This window comes from Psychrobacter piscatorii, from assembly GCF_043641605.1.
Lineage (GTDB): Bacteria > Pseudomonadota > Gammaproteobacteria > Pseudomonadales > Moraxellaceae > Psychrobacter > Psychrobacter piscatorii_C.
Map to the genome: position 1 here is coordinate 73,124 of NZ_JBHZRK010000011.1, position 18,791 is coordinate 91,914.

Genomic DNA, 18,791 nt, shown 5'->3' on the forward strand with positions numbered 1-18,791 from the left:
TTTTAGATAAAGAGTTATCAAGCTTTTGATACAACATATTAAAACGCGCCGGAACTGGTATCAATTATAGGTAAGATATTGTGAGCTGCACCAGTGTGCTGCCGTATCAATATGTGAATAAATGTGAGGTTGCAAGACAGTTTGTAACTTTTACAGCGCGTTAACCAAAAAAAACCAAGCATTGGTACGTACCATTGCTTGGTTAAATAGTGTTTGGCTAAGTAGTGCTTGGTCAAATGATAAGGATAGCTTTCAATCAGTTAGCTGGACTCTTCAACACCATTAATCACTTTTAATAAGTGCTCTTGTGCGACGTGTGGCGTCTCACCTGCTGCTGGCTGAAGCTGCTGCCAAACGCCTGTGCCATCCAGTGTCCACGCTTGAGTGTTGTCTTGTAGATAGTTTAGTAGCCCATCCTGATAAATTTGCTTAAACAGCTTTTTGTTTTCAATCGGAAACGCGACTTCGACCCGATGGAACAAGTTACGATCCATCCAGTCTGCACTGCCACAATACAAACGCTCATCACCGTCATTATAGAAATAATAAATACGGGTATGTTCCAAAAACCGACCAATGAGTGAGCGCACGGTGATGTTTTCAGACAATCCTTTGACTTGCGGACGCAGACAACACATAGAACGCAGGATCAGCTCGATTTTGACGCCTGCCTGCGACGCATCATACAATTTGTCAATCAGGCGACGCTCCGTTAGCGCATTGGCTTTGACGATAATATGAGCACGCTTGCCTGCCTTAGCATGAGCAATCTCATCATCGATAAAGCTCATCAATTTTTCATGCAAAGTAAACGGTGCATGCAGCAGTTTTTTGAGGTTGGCAGGTTTACCCATCCCTGTGAGTTCTTGGAAGATTTTGTGAACATCTTCTGAGATATCAGGATCAGCGCTAAACAAGCCATAATCCGTATACACTTTGGCATTGGCTGCATGATAGTTACCTGTACCTAAATGTATATAACGGCGGATTCGATCGTCCTCACGGCGTACAATGAGCATGAGTTTGGCATGGGTTTTGTAGCCGACAATGCCGTAAACTACGACCGCGCCTGCCTCTTGCAAATAGTTAGCAACGGCAATATTAGAGGCTTCGTCAAAACGCGCACGCAACTCGATGACGGCCGTGACTTCTTTGCCATTACGAGCGGCGGCGGCCAGTGCCTTAACGATCTCTGAGTTGGTACCTGAGCGGTATAGTGTCTGCTTGATTGCCAATACTTTGGGGTCGCTAGCTGCCTGCCAAAGCAAATTGATAATGGGAGAAAATGCATGAAACGGATGATGCACGAGCACATCGCTTTTGCGCATGGCAGCAAACATACTGGTCGATTTGTCTGACTTGTCCATTTCTCGACGAAATGCTTTAGGTATGGCATGGGTAAACGGCTGATATCGCAGCGCAGGAATGTTAAAATCAAACAGCAAGCGCGTCAGGTTGACAGGGCCATTGACGCGGTATAGCTGATTGTCATGCAGTTCAAACTCATTGAGCAAGTACTCGCTGATATGCGTCGGACAATCAGTTGTCACCTCAAGACGTACTTTGTCACCGAAGCGGCGATTTTCGAGCTCGCCTTCTAGCGCTTTGGCAATATCTTCCACATCATCTGCCAAATCCAGATCCGCATTACGTGTGAGTCTGAATTGATGACAGCCAGTCACACTCATGCCAGGGAACAGCTCACCGATATGCTCATGAATGATGGCTGATAGCATGACATGATGCTCTTTGCCGCCCGTTAGCTCATCTGGTAGACGAATCACCCGCGGCAGACTGCGCGGCGCTGGCACAATCGCTAAATTGATATCGCGGCCAAAAGCATCTTTGCCTTCTAAAGTGGCAATAAAGTTTAAGCTTTTATTCACCAAGCGCGGGAATGGATGCGCGGGATCAATGCTGATCGGGGTCAATACTGGTACGACTTGCTCGGTAAAATAACGCTTCATCCATGCAGACTGCTCAGCATTGAGCTCATCGCGTTTTAGATAGCGAATATCTTCGAGCGCAAGGGCGGGTAAGATATCCTCATTCAGAATGCGATACTGTTCATTGATAGCATCGTGAGTGATAGCAGAGATCTCGTTTAACACCTCGCTTGGACGCATACCGTGAGCACTGGTCGACACATCACCGATATTGAGCTTTTGCATGATACCCGCAACACGAATCTCAAAAAACTCATCCAGGTTGGACGAAAATATAATCAGAAAAAATAAACGCTCAAGCAGTGGATGGCGAGGACTCGCTGCCTGCGCCAATACACGCAGATGGAACTGTAATAAAGACAGATCTCGATTGATGTAGCTGCTGGGTGAATAGCTACCATCTTCTGAGCGTTGCCAGTCGATGTCGGCCAGATCATTATGGCTACTGCTTACGCTAATATCTTTATTAAAGTTTTCGTTGCCATCTTCACTCACACTATTTACGTCGATCATATCGTTAATATCACCACTGTTCTCATTATTATTTATCTCTACCACGTTACTACTCCTTTTACGTTATCGATACGCCGTCGTCTTTATACTATCGTCTTAAAGGTTATTAGCTATTATTCTTTTCCGTTATTCTTATTGTTAAGGCTTCTTTTAAAAGATTAAGACGCTTGCGGTAATACGGCGTTTTTCATACGTTTTTTGATAATGCGTTGTTTGTTACGCAAGCCTCTGTCGCCTTGATTGTCTTCGTAATATTTTGGATTGGTAAGCATCCCAATGAGGAGCGCTGACTCGTCTCGATTCAGATTGGCCGCAGATTTATCAAAATAATGATGCGCCGCGGCATCGATACCATAGATACCGTTACCAAACTCTGCCACATTAAGATAAGCGGTCAAGATACGTTGCTTGTCCCACAGCGTTTCTATCATGACGGTAATGACAGCCTCTTCCGCCTTACGTACATAAGAGCGATGCGAAGTCAAAAATAGATTTTTTGCCAGCTGCTGCGTAATGGTTGAGCCACCAGCGGACATTTTACCCGTTTCTTCATTTTTCTTTTGTGCCGCTTTGATACCTTTAATATCAAAGCCATTGTGCTGACTAAACGTGGAATCTTCACTCACGATTGCTGCTTGCTTGGCAGACTTGGCGATGGCGTCGTACTCAGCCCATGTCTGCGTGACCGTGCCACCCGTTAGGCGATGCGTCAACATAAACATGCTGTTGTTAATTGGCTGCGTTTTCCAGATTAGTAGTAGTCCGGTGACCAAAATATGGAATGCGACAACCAATAACATAATAGCCAATAACAGACGTTTGATGAACTTGCCAAAACTTGTCATGCGCGATATCCGAGTGATTAAAAAAGTAATAAGATAATATAGGTCATCTGCTAATAACTAAAAACAGTAACTATGAACCAATAGTCCTAAAATAGCTGTCATTGCCTTTTATTAACAGGCAGTCATTAGTAATGACCAATAGCAGGTCATCTTACCTAATCTCACAATCGCTGTCATTATTTACACCATTTCTTTATGATGTAATAATAACTCAACTATTTTTTACTTTTTATCAAAACAGCCTAATAATTAGTATTTTTTGGCATACTTTAAGCTCAGAGATCTCACCATGCATAATAATAGTATAGAAATATTACGAGCGCGTGTTATTGCCGCAAGCCCAAACCTCAATATCGATGAAAACAGCAATCAATGGTGGCTGCTTGGTACCTCTGGTTGTCATTTATGTGATATCGCTGAGCAAATACTTGCACAGTTTCAGTCGGTGCAACCAATCACTTATCAAAATGTCGATATTGCAGACTTCGATGAAGCGCTTATGATGGATTTTGCTACGACTATCCCTGTGATTTTGACGCCATCAAAGCGGTTAAACTATCCGTTTTCAGTGATGGATTTACAGCAATTGCTTATGCCATAAGATCCACTCACCTATCTACCATCTGCAGTGAGAATTCTATGATAAATCTAGAAAAAATGACCGATATTGAAGATTTGCGCCGTGTCGCTGAGCGCAAAGTGCCGCGTATGTTCTATGACTATGTGGATTCAGGCTCGTGGACTGAGACCACTTATCGTAATAATGAGACTGACTTTGACCGTATCAAGCTACGACAGCGCGTATTGGTCGATATGGATAACCGCAGTCTAGAAACCCATATGATCGGTGAGCCAGTCAAGATGCCTGTAGCCATCGCTCCAACGGGGTTTACAGGCATGATGTGGGCAGATGGTGAGATGCATGCCGCACGCGCCGCTGAAAAATTTGGCGTGCCCTTTTCACTATCGACCATGAGTATCTGCTCTATCGAAGATGTTGCCACTCATACTAGTAAGCCGTTTTGGTTTCAGCTCTATGTCATGCGTGATCAAGCATTTATGGCCAATCTCATTCGCCGTGCCAAAGAGGCCAACTGCTCAGCGTTGATTCTCACAGCAGATTTGCAAGTGCTTGGTCAACGTCACAAAGACATCAAAAATGGTCTATCAGCGCCGCCCAAGCCCACATTAACCAATATCATGAACCTCATGACCAAGCCGCAATGGTGTATGAATATGCTAGGCACCAAACGCCGCACGTTTGGCAATATCGTCGGTCATGCACAAAATGTAGAGGATTTGTCATCACTCTCTGCTTGGACGGCAGAGCAATTCGATCCGCGTCTGAGCTGGGATGATGTGGCACGTATCAAAGACATGTGGGGCGGTAAGCTCATCATCAAGGGCATTATGGAGCCTGAAGATGCCATTATGGCGGCTCGCAGTGGCGCGGATGCTCTAGTCGTCTCAAACCATGGTGGCCGTCAATTGGATGGTGCGTTGTCTTCCATCTCTGCCCTCGCAGACATCGTACAGGCAGTACAAGCCGAAAACAGCGATATCGAGGTATGGCTAGACAGTGGCGTTCGCTCTGGTCAAGATGTACTAAAGGCCATTGCACTGGGCGCAAAAGGCACGATGATTGGCCGCTCTTTTCTCTACGGATTGGGAGCCTATGGTGAAGATGGGGTGCGCCGCGCGCTTGAAATCATCTATAAAGAGTGTGATATATCCATGGCTTTCTGTGGTCATACCGATATCAATACCGTCACGGATAATATCTTAGTAAAAGGTACATATGAGAACCTCAAAGTTGGTCGTTTTTAGAGCGGCTGATTGTAGAGCAATCGACGTTTAAAACTGGCTATACATAACATAATTTGCTCATACCCTTTATACTGTATCTATAACATTTTGATGACAGTTAGCCTTTATGACCATTCAGCAATTATTAAAAACAGCGCCCGTCACTACCCTGCTATTAGCCTGCTTTATTGGGCTATTTGTCATGCAGCTAGTCACTGGCGTCGATGCCAATAACCCGTCAACTGAAGCGTTAGTTAAATGGGGTGCCAACGCCTTACCCTTAACGATGATGGATGATCCATGGCGCTTGGCCAGTAGTGCGTTTTTGCACATTGGTCTCATGCATCTACTATTTAATGGCTTTGCCATGTATTTCTTTGGGCAGATTGCCGAGCCGATGTTTGGCTCAGCCAAGTTTTTGGCCTTGTTTTTACTAGCAGCCATCGGTGGCAACTTGCTCAACAACTATGTCACATGGCAAGGTATTTTGGATGGAACAGGACAACCCGGCCTTTCAGCGGGTGCTTCTGGTGGTATTATGGGTATCGGTGCGGCGTTACTGATCGCTGCACTGTTTAAAATATCGGTCAATGGCATGATGCTCAATCTCAAGAGCTTGATCATTATCATGGCGATCAACTTGGTTTATGGCTTTGCCGTACCGGGTATCGATAATGCTGGTCATATCGGCGGCGCGATCACAGGGCTCGTTATTGCTTTGGCTTTTGCGATTGGTTACCGTCAGCGTCTCGCGGTCGCTATGCACAATGCCGCTATTCAGCAAGCGCAGCGTCTCCACCCTTATCAAACCACTTATCACTACGGTAACCAAGACAATAATCAATATCATAGCCAGTATAATGAGCCACTCGATAACTCAGACCGTTATGGCAGCAGCCCTATCGATCAATCATTTTCCCTCAATACTGATTCGATCAAGCAAAATGCTGAATTGGATAACAACGACTCTAGACTGAATAACCGCGATATAAATACGCCAGATATGCACGGTAGTGATATGAAAAGAGTTACTGCTGTAAATTCAGCTTTAAATGATAATGCAACTCACAACACAGTCGAGTCTAAAGACCCTATAAAACCCTCTTTTATTTGGCAACTATTGCCATGGCTTGCGATGCTGATTATTAGCGTTGGCTTTGTCTGGTGGTGGCAAGATATTCATCAGCAAATCCTACAAGTGCTAAAAGCCATTGAGTAAATGCGCGTATTTATCTATCATTGCTAAATAACTACCAATAACAGCTTAATCATTTAGATTATTTATTCACTTTTTGCTCGTTTTTTACCTGACCTTACTACCCCGTTATTTCTACTCACCCACGAGACCCAATTATGTTAAAACTTGCAGCGCAACCTCACTTCTCTACGCGAGCCATACTCAGCACATTAACCGCTACGGCATTACTCAGTGTGTCTAGCATGTCTAGCGCCATCCCATTTCTTAATAAAAACCTACCGACTGTTCAAGACGCTGAACTGAGCGTGGGGGTCAATGTCATGGCGGTCAAATCAGCCTACGATCTCGAAGACAGCACTGAAGTGCGTGTGCTACCGAGCATTTTTTATGACAATAATAGGATCTATGCGCGCGGTGCTCAAGCGGGTGCGTACTTGATCAATGATGGTGTCAATCAGCTGTCTGCTTACGCGCAGCTCGCAGGGAATTCGTTTGATCCTGATGATGCTAATGGTGCCCTGCAAGGTCTCGATGAGCGTAAACTATCTGCAGAAGCAGGTATAAGCTACCAGCGTCGCACGCCTATCGGTGCGTTTCGTGGTCAGTTTGCGACCGATGTGTTGGACGAAAGTGGCGGCAATACGGGGCGCTTAACTTACCTTGCCAAGATCACGAGAAACAAGCTGACGGTCTATCCAAGCATTGGCTTTGAGTATCATGATGCGGCCTACAATGAATACTACTATGGCGTCAGTGAAGAAGAGTCAGCGGAGACAGGCGTTGCCGCTTATAAATCTAACTCAAGCTTGAATCCATATGTCAGCGTTAGTGCCAACTACGACTTCAATGATAAATGGGCAGGGTTTGCCAATCAAAGCGTGAGCTATGTACCCAATGAGCAGTATGATAGCCCAATGGTCGACTCACGTACGGAAGCAGCGACAACGCTTGGTTTGCTTTATAAGTTTTAATTAAGATTGAATATTTGATATAAAAAAGACTTTGTCGCGTAATGTGGCAAGGTCTTTTTTATTTAACAATCGTCATAGTATCAGTCCTTGGTAATATTGGAGGGACTGACGGTGTTACCAAAATCACCTAAATAATTATAGATATAAATCTCGCGTCCTATCAGTAAAGGAAATTCTATATATTCTACAGGATGGCAGTCTCGTCGATGTGCTTCTATATAATCAACAAACCCCTTGTATGTCGCACTTTCCCAATTATGATTTCGACGAAAACTTCTCGCAAAGATTGCAATATGTTTATCTTTATAGCCATCTATAGATACAGTCAAAATCTTCATATTTATTTTTTTATCAATAAACGTACTTTCATAATACATACAGCCTTGTTTGAAATTACTTGGATCTTCCGCTAGCTTGTCGGCTATCAAGCGATATCCCCAAATTTTCATAAACAAACCTAGATAAATCAAAGAAAATATTATATAAAATCCAAATTGTTGAGACGTGGTGAATTGCTTTATATAGTCACGTAGATTTACTATCATTTGATATTCGCTTAAAAATAAAGGGGTCTAATATAGCTCTAACTGCTATGGCATCCTACTGGTTTGGATGAATAAAAGAACCTAGCCAAATCAGAAAGCAAAAAAAAGACCTTGCCACATTCTCATAAAGAAGTGACAAGGTCTTTTTATTTCTAAATTCTCAGTGGAGCAAATATGATGCTGCTACCAGAAAGACGAGGGCAAATTGTACTTATCGTACATTAAGCGAATCTGACGCCGTAGCAGGTCATTACTTGGTCTACTGCTTACTTAGGATGTACCATATCAGCAGGAATGACCCACTCATCAAACTGAGCTTCAGTTAATAGCTCTAGCTCAACCGCCACTTGCTTTAATGTTTTGTTTTCTTTGTAAGCCGTCTTAGCGATTTTTGCAGCGTTTTCATAACCGACATGACGGTTCAATGAAGTCACTAGCATCAATGAGTTGTGCAAGAAGTCATCAATTTTGTCTTTTACTGGCTCGATACCAACGGCACAGTTTTCGTTGAAGCTGTTGCAAGCATCGCCAAGCAATTTGATAGACTGCAATAAGTTAAACGCGATCACTGGCTTATACACGTTTAGCTCAAAGTTACCTGATGCGCCAGCCATGCTGATAGTGGTGTCGTTACCCATGACCTGAGCGACAACCATTGTCATTGCTTCTGACTGCGTTGGATTTACTTTACCTGGCATGATAGAAGAGCCTGGCTCATTTTCAGGAATCGTCAACTCACCAAGACCACAACGAGGGCCAGATGCCAACCAACGTACATCGTTAGCGATTTTGTTTAAGCTAGCGGCTAGCGTTTTTAGGGCGCCTGACGCAAATACTTCAGCATCACGAGCAGCGAGTGCTTCGAATTTGTTTGGTGACGTGACGAATGGCAAGCCAGTCAAAGTCGCTAGTTGCTCAGCTGATTTTACTGCATAGTCAGGATGGGCGTTTAGACCAGTACCAACCGCTGTACCGCCTAGTGGCAATTCATATAGACCTTGTAGCGCGTTGTCGATACGAGTCAATGCATGGTCAAGCTGGCTCACATAGCCGCTGAACTCTTGGCCTAAAGTCAAAGGCGTCGCGTCTTGTAAATGCGTACGACCGATTTTTACGATGCTATCGAATTCTTTGGCTTTTGCAGCTAGCGTATCGCGTAGTGCTTTTACCGCTGGAATCAACAAGCTGTTGATTTGACGAGCAGCTGCCACACGAATCGCTGTTGGGAAGCTGTCGTTGGTAGACTGTGCATGGTTTACATGGTCATTTGGGTGAATTGGCGTGTAGCTGCCACGCTCAGAACCAGCGATTTCGTTGGCACGGTTGGCCAATACTTCGTTCATGTTCATGTTTGACTGTGTGCCAGAACCTGTCTGCCATACAACCAATGGGAACTGATCGACCAGACCACCATTGATGATTTCGTCAGCGGCTTGTACGATGAGATCACGTTTGTCGCCTTCGATACGCTCTAGGCTTGCATTAGTAATCGCAGCGGCTTTTTTGACCAGTGCCATCGCTTCAATCATTGGACGCGGCAACGTCTCGCCACCGATTTTAAAGTTTTCGCGGCTACGCTGAGTTTGCGCGCCCCAATAAGCATCAGCTGGGACTTCTACGTTACCCATGGTGTCTTTTTCGGTACGAGTTGCTTGATTCTGTGTCGACATAACTACCCTCTTTAATGGTTTGTTGTTTTATGACTGCTATAAAAAATGCAACATCCGCTGCACATAAAGGAAAATACGATATAAAGTGGCGTTATGATAGCATGACTAGGGCGTGTTGAATATTCACAAATCGCCTTGGTCAATGCCTAAAAACGAATGTCTAAAAGCGGCCCTCATCACTCTGATATCTTATTGGATAGTCTACTTATGCACTCTGAAGCCATGCCCACTGAACCAAAAACACTTAACTCACGAGAACCCACGCTAAGTAATCCACCTAGACGGCACTTTACTCGCCAGCGTCGCCAGTTAAGCGACGGCGCACGTAGACAATTTGCTCAGTCTGCAAGTTTACATCTATCTAAGCTACAACAGCGTTTGCCAGAGCATGCACGTATTGGTTTATATTACGATGGCTTTGGTGAGCTGCCCACTCAGCCACTGCTTGATTGGTGCGGACGCTTAGGCTATTTACCTTATTTACCTGTAGTTGGTTCGCTCGGCAGTAATGATAAACGGTTGCGTTTTGTGCCTATTTACCACTCAAAACTAATCAATGTCCCCACTCGCATTCATCAGCTCGGCATGAAACAAAATCATAGCCGCGCTCTGCTATGGGCCACAGAATTAGATGTGATTATTTGTCCGTTAGTTGCGGTCGATAAACACGGCAACCGCATGGGTATGGGTGGCGGATTTTATGATACGACGCTTGGTAAAAGCTATCGCTCAGGAGCTTCAAAGCCGTTAAAAATTGGCTGGTGTTATGATTTTCAGGTAGTTGAGAAATTAGCACGTCAACCGTGGGATGTGCCGTTAGATGGCCTCATTATACCAAGCGGCATAAGGTGGTTTTGATGAAAGATAACGATAAAAAGTTTGAAAAAAATTCTAGCGCTGCTGATTCCAGTGCAGACAGTGTGGATGAATATTTGCAAATGTTAGGCAACGAGGATGCTAGGGAGCAACGCTACTACAGCCAAGAGCAGCCCTTTAGTGCTGATGAGATGACACGGCTCGTCAATGAAGATCGCTTAAACGAGTTGCTCGCGCAAAGTGATGCGTTTTTGAGTAGTTTGAATAGTGAGATTGGGGATTTTGATGAATAACATATATAACTGATGGAGCACAAGTTGAAGAAACGCGGTTATAGAGTGGTTTGATTTGATCGACGCTTGCTTTTTATTACCAAACTATTGTTTCTATATGGCCTATAAACTATAATTATCGCAAATAATTATCATTACAGTATAGGTCGTTGAACGTGGACAAAGTAAAAAAAGAGTTTATGTCGCCCGCTTCGCTACAAGTTTGTTTTTATCTGTTTGTGCTATTACTACTGGCCACGCCTGCGGCTTATATTTATGATTACAACGGCTTTGATTTTGCTGAACTAAGAACCTTTTTGCTAGCGCTTGCAGCATTTTATACCTTCGCGCTTAGCACCCATATCGAAATACGTCATATAAAGCCCTCTAGCAGCACATCTTTCCTACGTTTTTTGGTTCCTATATCTCAATGCTTTTCTTTTATTCTACTATCTTTGTTTGCCTTCTCTACTATTGAATACATTAACGGTGATTTGAGGCTAGATCGTGTTTATGACCCATTCATTACACTGTTTTTCGTATACCTATTGCGCAAAAATATAGAAAGTATAAAGCAAGATATCGGTACTTAAGATAACCGTCTAATTTAATTATTCTAACAGTCCTATAACTAATGCAAAAAAAAGACGCTTACCGATAAGCGTCTTTTTTGTTGGGTACTTGGATTGAGTTAAAGGGCTGACCAAATCACTTACAACACCATCGCGGCAATCCAACCAAACGCCAGTAGCGGAATGTTGTAATGTAAGAAAGTCGGTACCACACTGTCTTTGATATGGTCATGTTGACCGTCGATATTTAGACCAGAGGTTGGCCCCAATGTCGAATCTGACGCAGGTGAACCCGCATCACCTAACGCGCCAGCTGTACCGATAATCGCCACAGTAGCCAATGGCGAAAACCCTAAAGAGATACATAGCGGCACATAAATCGCCGCCAGAATAGGAATAGTAGAGAATGACGAGCCAATACCCATGGTCACAATCAAACCGATCAATAGCATGATAAATGCCGCCATCGCTTTATTACCACCGAACAGTGACGCCGCCCCATCAACGAGTGGCTGAATCTGCTCAGTGGCTTTCATGACTTCAGCAAAACCCTGCGCCGTAATCATGATAAAGCCAATCATCGCCATGAGCTTGATACCGTCATTGAAGACGCCATCAGCATCACGCCATTTGACCACGCCTGTTGCCATAAATACACCAAAGCCAAACATTGAGCCTAAGAGTAGCGAATCAGTATATAACTGCACGACAAAAGCCGTAACGATAGCAGCCAAGGCGACCAGTGTTTTCAGCTTACTTTGCAACTGCGCACCAGCGGCAGTTTTGCTTAAGACATCCCCTTCGACAGCCGCATCGTGTGCTTGCTGATCTATTGCAATCTGCTGATATGCGCGTGGCCTACGGTAGCTGATAAATACGGCAACCAGCAGACCAATGAGCATGCCGAGCGCAGGGATCGCCATGGCCTTCACCACAGAAATATTGGCGACATCAATGCCCGCTTCACCCACGTTTTTTAGCATAATCTGATTGAGATAAATATCACCAAACCCGTAAGGAATAAACATATAGGTAGTGACCAGTCCAAAAGTAATCAGACAAGCAATCAGACGTCTATCAATCTGCATGCGGTTAAACGCCAATAATAATGGCGGCACAAGCAGCGGAATAAAGGCAATATGAATGGGGATTAAGTTTTGGCTAAAGCAGCTCATGGTGATAAGACCTGCAAACAGCATGTACTTAATCATCCCACTCGTACCAGCGGCGTCAATGCGTCTAATCACTGTTCCTGCCAACGATTGCGGCAAGCCCGAATGCGCAATCGCTACTGCAAAAGCCCCAAGCAAGGCATACGATAGCGCAATTTCCGCCCCATTACGGATGCCTTCTTGGAAGGCATTTAACGTGTCGGTAATACCCAGACCTGCTAACAATCCACCTGCCAGCGCCCCGATTAATAGACTGAGCACCACGTGCACTCGCGAAAGTGACAGTCCTAGCATAATGATAACTGCCAGCAGTACCGCATTGATGGCCATGTGTTGCCCCTTGCTTTTTATAGCTTGGTCTCATTGAGACCGATGAATATTGACACTGATGAATAGCGCTGTGCTGTCTAAAACGTCTCAATATCAGATCGTTTCTCAGACGCGCTTTTAGACGCGCGCCAGTTTACCTTATTTTGGATACAAAGCCTACGTATAGAACCGAGTAGACATCAACAGCATTCAAGTGTCATCCACATTTTTTAAGCCCTCTATACTTGCTGTCTGTATTGTCACTTATAAGCCAATCACATTGTTAATGACTATGTACCCAGACAACTATTTAACAAAGATAAGCACGTGACTTTATCAATGAGCCTTGCAATTTTATCTGTGGACACCATTTATCTAGACATGAACCACGAACTTGACTTTACAAGTCTGGGGAAAGAGGAAAAATATATGAGTGAACATAAAATAACCCAAGACAATATCGACATTGATGTCGACGTTTCAACGCCTACTGCAGAAAATAACGAGGCAGATACCTCGTCTAATGATGCGCTAGAGACAGCGTCAACTGATGTCAAAAACACTGATCTTGATAATACTGATTCTAATAACAAAGACGTAAACGACAACCAAGATGAAAGCTATTTGCCACTCTTGGCATTGCGAGATGTCGTCGTTTATCCACACATGCAGATCGCCTTGTTTGTGGGACGTGCGCCATCGGTGAAAGCCGTTGAGCTGGCACAGGCTGAGTATGGCAACAAAGTACTGGTCGTCGCGCAAAAAGACTCACTGACCGAAGACATTGATCAAGACAACTTGTATCAATACGGTACAGTGTGTCGCATCGTCAGCACCATGCCGCACGATAGCGATGAGAACTGCATCAAAGTATTGATCGAAGGTCAATATCGCGCCCGTGTCGATAACATCGAAAGTCATGATGAATTATTGATGGCGAGATTTGAGCGTGCTGATCTTGATGTCACCATGGATGAGAGCCAACAGAAAAACACTATTCAGGCGTTGACCACCCTATTTGAAGGCTATGCGGATGCGCGTCTGCGTAATGCCCGTGAGCTGACTCGCGTGGCGAAGCGTATCGATGATTTGCTTGAGCTTGTGTACTTTATCTCAACTCGCGTCTCGATGGATCTTGATATCAAGCAGTCGTTCTTAGAAGAAAACGATGTCAAAACGCACATCAACACCTTGACGGAATATCTGGTCAAGCAAAGTGCTGAGCAAAATATCGAACAAGATATCCAAGATGCGGTCCGTCAGCAGATGGAAGACAATCAGCGCGAATACTTCTTGAATGAGAAGATGAAGGCCATCAAAAATGAGCTGTCAGATATGAATGACGGCGCGTTCGATGGTGAAGATGATGTGGCTGAGTTAGAGCAACGTTTAGAAGATGCTGACCTGCCAGACGATGTGCGCAAAAAAGCGGAGCAAGAGTTTAAAAAGCTCAAAATGATGCCGCCTGCATCGAGCGAATCGTCAGTGGTACGCAACTATATTGAATGGATTTTGGACACGCCGTGGAATGCGACGACCAAAGTCTCGATCAATTTAGACAAGGCAAAAACGGTCTTAGATGAAGATCATTATGGCTTGCAAGATGTGAAAGACCGCATATTAGAATATCTCGCCGTACAATCACGCGTGAAAAAACTGCGTGGTCCGATTCTTTGTCTCGTCGGTCCTCCAGGTGTCGGTAAAACCTCATTGGGTGAGTCGATTGCCCGTGCCACTGGTCGTAAGTTTGTGCGTATGGCGCTTGGCGGCGTACGTGATGAAGCTGAGATTCGCGGTCATCGCCGTACCTATATCGGTGCGATGCCGGGTAAAATCGTGCAATCGCTTGCCAAGGTAGAAGTCAAAAACCCGCTGTTCTTATTGGATGAAATCGATAAGATGGCGCAAGACTTCCGCGGTGATCCAGCATCAGCTTTGCTCGAAGTATTGGACCCTTCACAGAACGACACCTTTAACGACCATTATTTAGATATGGACTTAGATCTGTCGCAAGTGATGTTCATCTGTACGGCCAATAGCATGGATATTCCGCCTGCGCTGCTTGACCGTATGGAAGTCATTCGTCTGCCGGGTTATACCGAAGAAGAAAAGGTCAATATCGCGCAGAAGTACCTCGTGCCAAAAGCCATTAAGAATAACGGCCTCAAAGAAGGCGAGATTGAGATCGTTGAAGCGGCATTGCATAGCATCGTTCAGCGCTATACGCGTGAAGCAGGTGTGCGTAACCTTGAGCGTGAAGTGAACAAGATCTGCCGCAAAGTGGTTCGCGGTTCGGTTGAGACTCATGGCGCACGTGCTCCGAAAAAAGCGGAACGTCAGCTAGTGACCGTCGATGACAAGAACATCGATGACTATCTAGGTGTGCACCAGTATGACTACGGTCTGGCTGAAGAAGAGCCTGAGATTGGTCGTATCACTGGTCTTGCGTGGACACAAGTCGGTGGTGAGCTGTTGACCATTGAAGCGGTCGGCATGAAAGGTAAAGGCGAGCTGAGCTTTACTGGTTCACTCGGCGACGTGATGAAAGAGTCGATTCGTGCGGCGATGAGTGTGGTTCGTGCTCGCGGTGATAGCTTAGGTATTGACTACGAGACAATCAAAACCACGGACATCCATGTCCATATGCCAGAAGGCGCGACGCCAAAAGACGGCCCCTCTGCTGGTGGCGCACTGACGACAGCACTTGTCTCTGCCTTGACGGGTATTGCCATTCGTCCAGACATCGCGATGACAGGTGAGATTACTCTGCGTGGTAAAATCCTACGTATTGGCGGTCTCAAAGAAAAACTACTTGCAGCCCATCGCGGCGGTATCAAGCATGTATTGATTCCAGCGACCAATGAGCGTGATTTGGCTGATATCCCTGATAACGTCAAAGAAGGCTTGACCATTCAACCAGTCGCCACGATTGAAGAGATATTAAAAGTCGCTTTGGTCAGTATGCCAAAGCCGCTTAAGCCTGCAAAAGTAACGGTTGATAAAACGTCTCGCAAAGCACTACATAACTAATTGCGTATTCGTTAGTTAAATTCTCAAAACATAAGAGCCGCTCATCACGATGATGGGCGGCTTTTTTTTGGCAATAATAAACAACAATCTCGCTAACATACTATGATATATTTCAAACAAATGTTTATTTATTGGAAAGTTATAATGTCAAATAATTTACGGATGCCTTTAGCAATAATAAGCGCATTACTTCCCCTCGCTTTATTAGGTTGCCAAACCAACAGCCTCAATCATTCAGCGCAAACCAGTTCTGTCATTACAGATAAAAACTGGTCAGCGGCTACCCTCAAACCCAGACTGTTTCAAACCATCACAGGATACGACTGGCAGTTGACGCAGGTCGGTAATGATAAAGGCAATCTCATACGCCTCGACCTTCAGCCACCATTAACTATGGATGTTCGCCCAGACCTATTAACCTTCGATGATGGCTGTTACCGATACCTCGTGTCCTTTAATATGTGGTTGCCCTTACCTTATCCTTATACAGATGCGTCATTACAAGACACAGCTAAATCGCCAATCACGGCTGCTGACTGCACTACAATATATCAAGCAACGACCCAAGACTGGCGCGGTAATACACTCATCCCTAGCGATACAGCACATATATTAAACACGACTTTTGGGCCTTATGCAGGAACGCATTTCACATTTGCCCCCACGCTGCCTCAGTCAGTACGTGCTACCAAAACCTTAGAAAAACAGCTGGCTTTAAAGACGGATAAGGGCAAAACCCTAATCTTTACGGGCACGCCTAAACCTGAACGCCCCGTAGCTGGCATACTACTCACCAATGAATTATTAGAGGGCTATCGTTGGCAACTGTTACAAGTGACGGACCAAACAGGCGCAGTCATGAGCGAATTTACGCAAACAGAAAAGCCCATTACGCTTTCCTATGGTTTGAATAACTATAGTGGCGATGAAAATGACAAACAAAATGGCTTTCAGTCAGGTGTATATGGTCAAAGCTTTGGTATCTCTGTTGGCTGCAATGGTGTTGGTGGACCTTACGCCCTCTCTTTCAATCAAAGTTTACTCACTGGCAGCTTTCCTTCTACTATGATGAGCTGTGGCGATTCTCTTGATGATATTGAATCACGGCTTGGACGTATGATGACCTATAGCACGAGTCGACTGATCTTAACGCACGCGGATAATAAGGCAAAGGCAACTATAGAGCAGTCAGAGCAAAACTACTTACTCACCCAAACGCTAGATTCTGGCGAGACGTTGGTTTGGAAAAATATCAAAAAAAATAAGCCATTCAACACTAAAAAAAGGACACCCTCATGAAAAAACTGATACTCGCCAGCGCGTTATTTTGCAGTACTGTGCTTGCCATATCAGGCTGTCAGTCGATGAGTAAAAATACCGTATCCGTAGCGTACAGAACTACACAAGCCGATACACTCGAGATTCCCAAGAATAAAGTCATGCAATGGAGTAGTGGCTACAACTGGCAACTGTCAGAAGTGACGCGAGATGATGGTCAGCTTATCCCTATCCAAAGTACGAACCCCATACGTTTGGCTATTGATCCAGGTAGACTGCATTTTTATCAGGGCTGTACGCACGATAAAATCGACCTATTCTCTGGTGCACCCCCATTCAGTTATAGCAGCTATATTGTACAGCTACCTGCGACCTGTACGAACAGCAGCACTGATGACTATAATATTCGCACGTTGTTTGAGGACTATGGTACGTATATGTTTGGGATTAAGTTACTACCTACAATATCCCTAACGGCACAGGACGATACCACAGCCTCGCCAAAGCGCCTTGCACTGACTATGGAAAACGGCAACCAACTTATCTTTACAGGGACGGCAAAACCGCTACTTTCACCACCGATAGGGTTACCAATCAGTACTAAACTGCTAGCGAACTATAAGTGGCATTTGGAAAGCGCGGTTGCCAATCATTATGACGAGCAAGGAAAGCTGATGAATAGAGAACCGATTAGTGATTTTTATCATCCTGATTATCCCATTTCATTCGAGATTTTTAGTCAACCTAAAAATTCAATCATCTCTTTTGGTTCGAATTGCAATGGCTCTGGTGCACCTTATTTTCTACTTGACGATAATACGCTAAAGGTTGGCATGATTATCAGCACAATGATGGGCTGCGGCGAAACAGGCAATCGTATTGAAACCACGCTATTTAACTTTATGCAGGAAAGCAGCAGCACCCTGACGTTAAGTATGCAGCCACAATCAGCAACAGGTAATACAGGCGATTATCCACATTATAACCTGCTGCAAACCATGGCAACAGGCGAAACGTTAATTTGGAAAAACGAGCCAAAGAAAATCCCTTAATACATTTTCAAACCCATACGTTACTTACATTTATTAACCGATTGTTGCGCATTTGATGAATAACTATAGGGTTTGCTTGGCTATACTGACGGTGATGTTAACGAATATCGATACGAGCTTTAACAGAACAATAAATACAGATATTTGTGACTTTAATCACGTTCTAAATAACGAATAAAACAACTGGAGATAATAATGAATAAGACAATGCTTGCAAGTGCCCTACTATGTGGTTCAGCGTTAGCGACGACTGGTTGCCAAACGGTAGAAAGCCAAATGCAAACGGGTAACCCTTTGTCTCAGCCCACTTTGAAATCAACCATCAAAGCGGTGAGCGGTGATAAGAACGAAGTCGGACAGATGTTTCTACGTCCTGTTGACGGCGGCGTACAGGTCTATGGTAAGCTGATGAATCTACAGCCGGGCCAGACAGTGGCGCTGCATATTCATGAGACAGGCAGCTGTGCTGACATGGGTAAAGCGGCAGGTGGTCACTTTAACCCTGACAACAAACCACACTCTAATCCAGATGACATGAATGGCCATGCGGGTGACCTGCCTAACCTAACAGCCAATGAAGATGGTGTCGCTACCATCAACTATGTGAACAAAAAAATCACTGCTGATGAAGCTGGTAAATATAGTGTCAATCGCTTAGCCTTTATCGTACATGCAGGCGCAGATGATTACACTAGTCAGCCTTCAGGCGCATCAGGCGATCGCGTTGCTTGTGGTATTATCGAAAAGAATTAATAGCGTCTACACTTAGCTATTATTGATAGCACAAAAAAACCTC

16 protein-coding genes are annotated in these 18,791 nt (G+C 44.6%); 11 read left to right on the forward strand and 5 right to left on the reverse strand.

Going from position 1 to position 18,791, the window contains the following annotated elements; all coding sequences use genetic code 11:
* Positions 1-260: 260 nt before the first annotated feature.
* Complete coding sequence (gene ppk1 / locus ACHUET_RS10930) at positions 261-2,459, reverse strand: polyphosphate kinase 1 (RefSeq protein ID WP_394212823.1); 2,199 nt, start codon at positions 2,457-2,459, stop codon at positions 261-263.
* A gap of 158 nt (positions 2,460-2,617) precedes the next feature.
* Positions 2,618-3,304, reverse strand: coding sequence for a monofunctional biosynthetic peptidoglycan transglycosylase (mtgA, locus tag ACHUET_RS10935; RefSeq protein ID WP_394212768.1), 687 nt, complete (start codon positions 3,302-3,304; stop codon positions 2,618-2,620).
* Positions 3,305-3,593: 289 nt separating this feature from the next.
* On the opposite strand from mtgA, the gene ACHUET_RS10940 reads away from it, so the two are divergent.
* From ACHUET_RS10940 to ACHUET_RS10955, 4 genes are all read left to right on the forward strand, one after another.
* Positions 3,594-3,905: a glutaredoxin family protein gene (locus ACHUET_RS10940; RefSeq protein WP_394212769.1), complete on the forward strand. Its 312-nt coding sequence runs from the start codon at positions 3,594-3,596 to the stop codon at positions 3,903-3,905.
* Between the two features lie 38 nt (positions 3,906-3,943).
* On the forward strand, positions 3,944-5,131 hold the full coding sequence (locus tag ACHUET_RS10945) for an alpha-hydroxy acid oxidase (protein ID WP_394212771.1): 1,188 nt from the start codon (positions 3,944-3,946) through the stop codon (positions 5,129-5,131).
* Between the two features lie 106 nt (positions 5,132-5,237).
* Positions 5,238-6,329, forward strand: coding sequence for a rhomboid family intramembrane serine protease (locus ACHUET_RS10950; RefSeq protein WP_394212772.1), 1,092 nt, complete (start codon positions 5,238-5,240; stop codon positions 6,327-6,329).
* A gap of 134 nt (positions 6,330-6,463) precedes the next feature.
* A complete protein-coding gene (locus ACHUET_RS10955) occupies positions 6,464-7,279 on the forward strand; it encodes a MipA/OmpV family protein (protein ID WP_394212774.1) in 816 nt (271 codons plus the stop codon).
* 80 nt (positions 7,280-7,359) lie between these two features.
* Here ACHUET_RS10955 and ACHUET_RS10960 read toward each other — a convergent pair whose 3' ends face one another.
* Together ACHUET_RS10960 and fumC are read right to left on the reverse strand one after the other, a co-directional pair.
* On the reverse strand, positions 7,360-7,728 hold the full coding sequence (locus tag ACHUET_RS10960; RefSeq protein WP_227675745.1) for a hypothetical protein: 369 nt from the start codon (positions 7,726-7,728) through the stop codon (positions 7,360-7,362).
* 362 nt (positions 7,729-8,090) lie between these two features.
* Positions 8,091-9,494 (reverse strand): class II fumarate hydratase, encoded by a 1,404-nt coding sequence (gene fumC, locus ACHUET_RS10965; RefSeq protein WP_394212776.1) that lies wholly within the window; start codon positions 9,492-9,494, stop codon positions 8,091-8,093.
* 156 nt (positions 9,495-9,650) lie between these two features.
* Here fumC and ACHUET_RS10970 point away from each other — a divergent pair, with 156 nt between their 5' ends.
* From ACHUET_RS10970 to ACHUET_RS10980, 3 genes are all read left to right on the forward strand, one after another.
* On the forward strand, positions 9,651-10,352 hold the full coding sequence (locus ACHUET_RS10970) for a 5-formyltetrahydrofolate cyclo-ligase (protein WP_394212777.1): 702 nt from the start codon (positions 9,651-9,653) through the stop codon (positions 10,350-10,352).
* The gene (locus ACHUET_RS10975; protein ID WP_394212779.1) at positions 10,352-10,603 is read left to right on the forward strand and encodes a hypothetical protein; all 252 of its coding nucleotides are present in this window, start codon (positions 10,352-10,354) and stop codon (positions 10,601-10,603) included. Before ACHUET_RS10970 ends, ACHUET_RS10975 begins: the two co-directional genes overlap by 1 nt.
* Positions 10,604-10,758: 155 nt before the next feature.
* Entirely contained in the window at positions 10,759-11,175 is a 417-nt protein-coding gene (locus ACHUET_RS10980; protein WP_394212781.1) for a hypothetical protein, read from the forward strand.
* Positions 11,176-11,294: 119 nt separating this feature from the next.
* Here the strand turns inward: ACHUET_RS10980 and ACHUET_RS10985 are convergent, their stop codons facing one another.
* On the reverse strand, positions 11,295-12,656 hold the full coding sequence (locus ACHUET_RS10985; RefSeq protein ID WP_394212782.1) for a Na+/H+ antiporter family protein: 1,362 nt from the start codon (positions 12,654-12,656) through the stop codon (positions 11,295-11,297).
* Positions 12,657-13,064: 408 nt separating this feature from the next.
* On the opposite strand from ACHUET_RS10985, the gene lon reads away from it, so the two are divergent.
* The 4 genes from lon (at position 13,065) to ACHUET_RS11005 (ending at position 18,748) form a co-directional block, all read left to right on the forward strand.
* Positions 13,065-15,665, forward strand: coding sequence for an endopeptidase La (lon, locus tag ACHUET_RS10990; protein WP_394212784.1), 2,601 nt, complete (start codon positions 13,065-13,067; stop codon positions 15,663-15,665).
* 144 nt (positions 15,666-15,809) lie between these two features.
* Positions 15,810-16,964: an META domain-containing protein gene (locus ACHUET_RS10995; protein WP_394212786.1), complete on the forward strand. Its 1,155-nt coding sequence runs from the start codon at positions 15,810-15,812 to the stop codon at positions 16,962-16,964.
* The gene (locus ACHUET_RS11000) at positions 16,961-17,995 is read left to right on the forward strand and encodes an META domain-containing protein (protein ID WP_394212787.1); all 1,035 of its coding nucleotides are present in this window, start codon (positions 16,961-16,963) and stop codon (positions 17,993-17,995) included. The genes ACHUET_RS10995 and ACHUET_RS11000 overlap by 4 nt, the downstream gene beginning before the upstream one ends.
* A 195-nt stretch (positions 17,996-18,190) precedes the next feature.
* Entirely contained in the window at positions 18,191-18,748 is a 558-nt protein-coding gene (locus tag ACHUET_RS11005; protein ID WP_394212789.1) for a superoxide dismutase family protein, read from the forward strand.
* Positions 18,749-18,791: the final 43 nt, after the last annotated feature.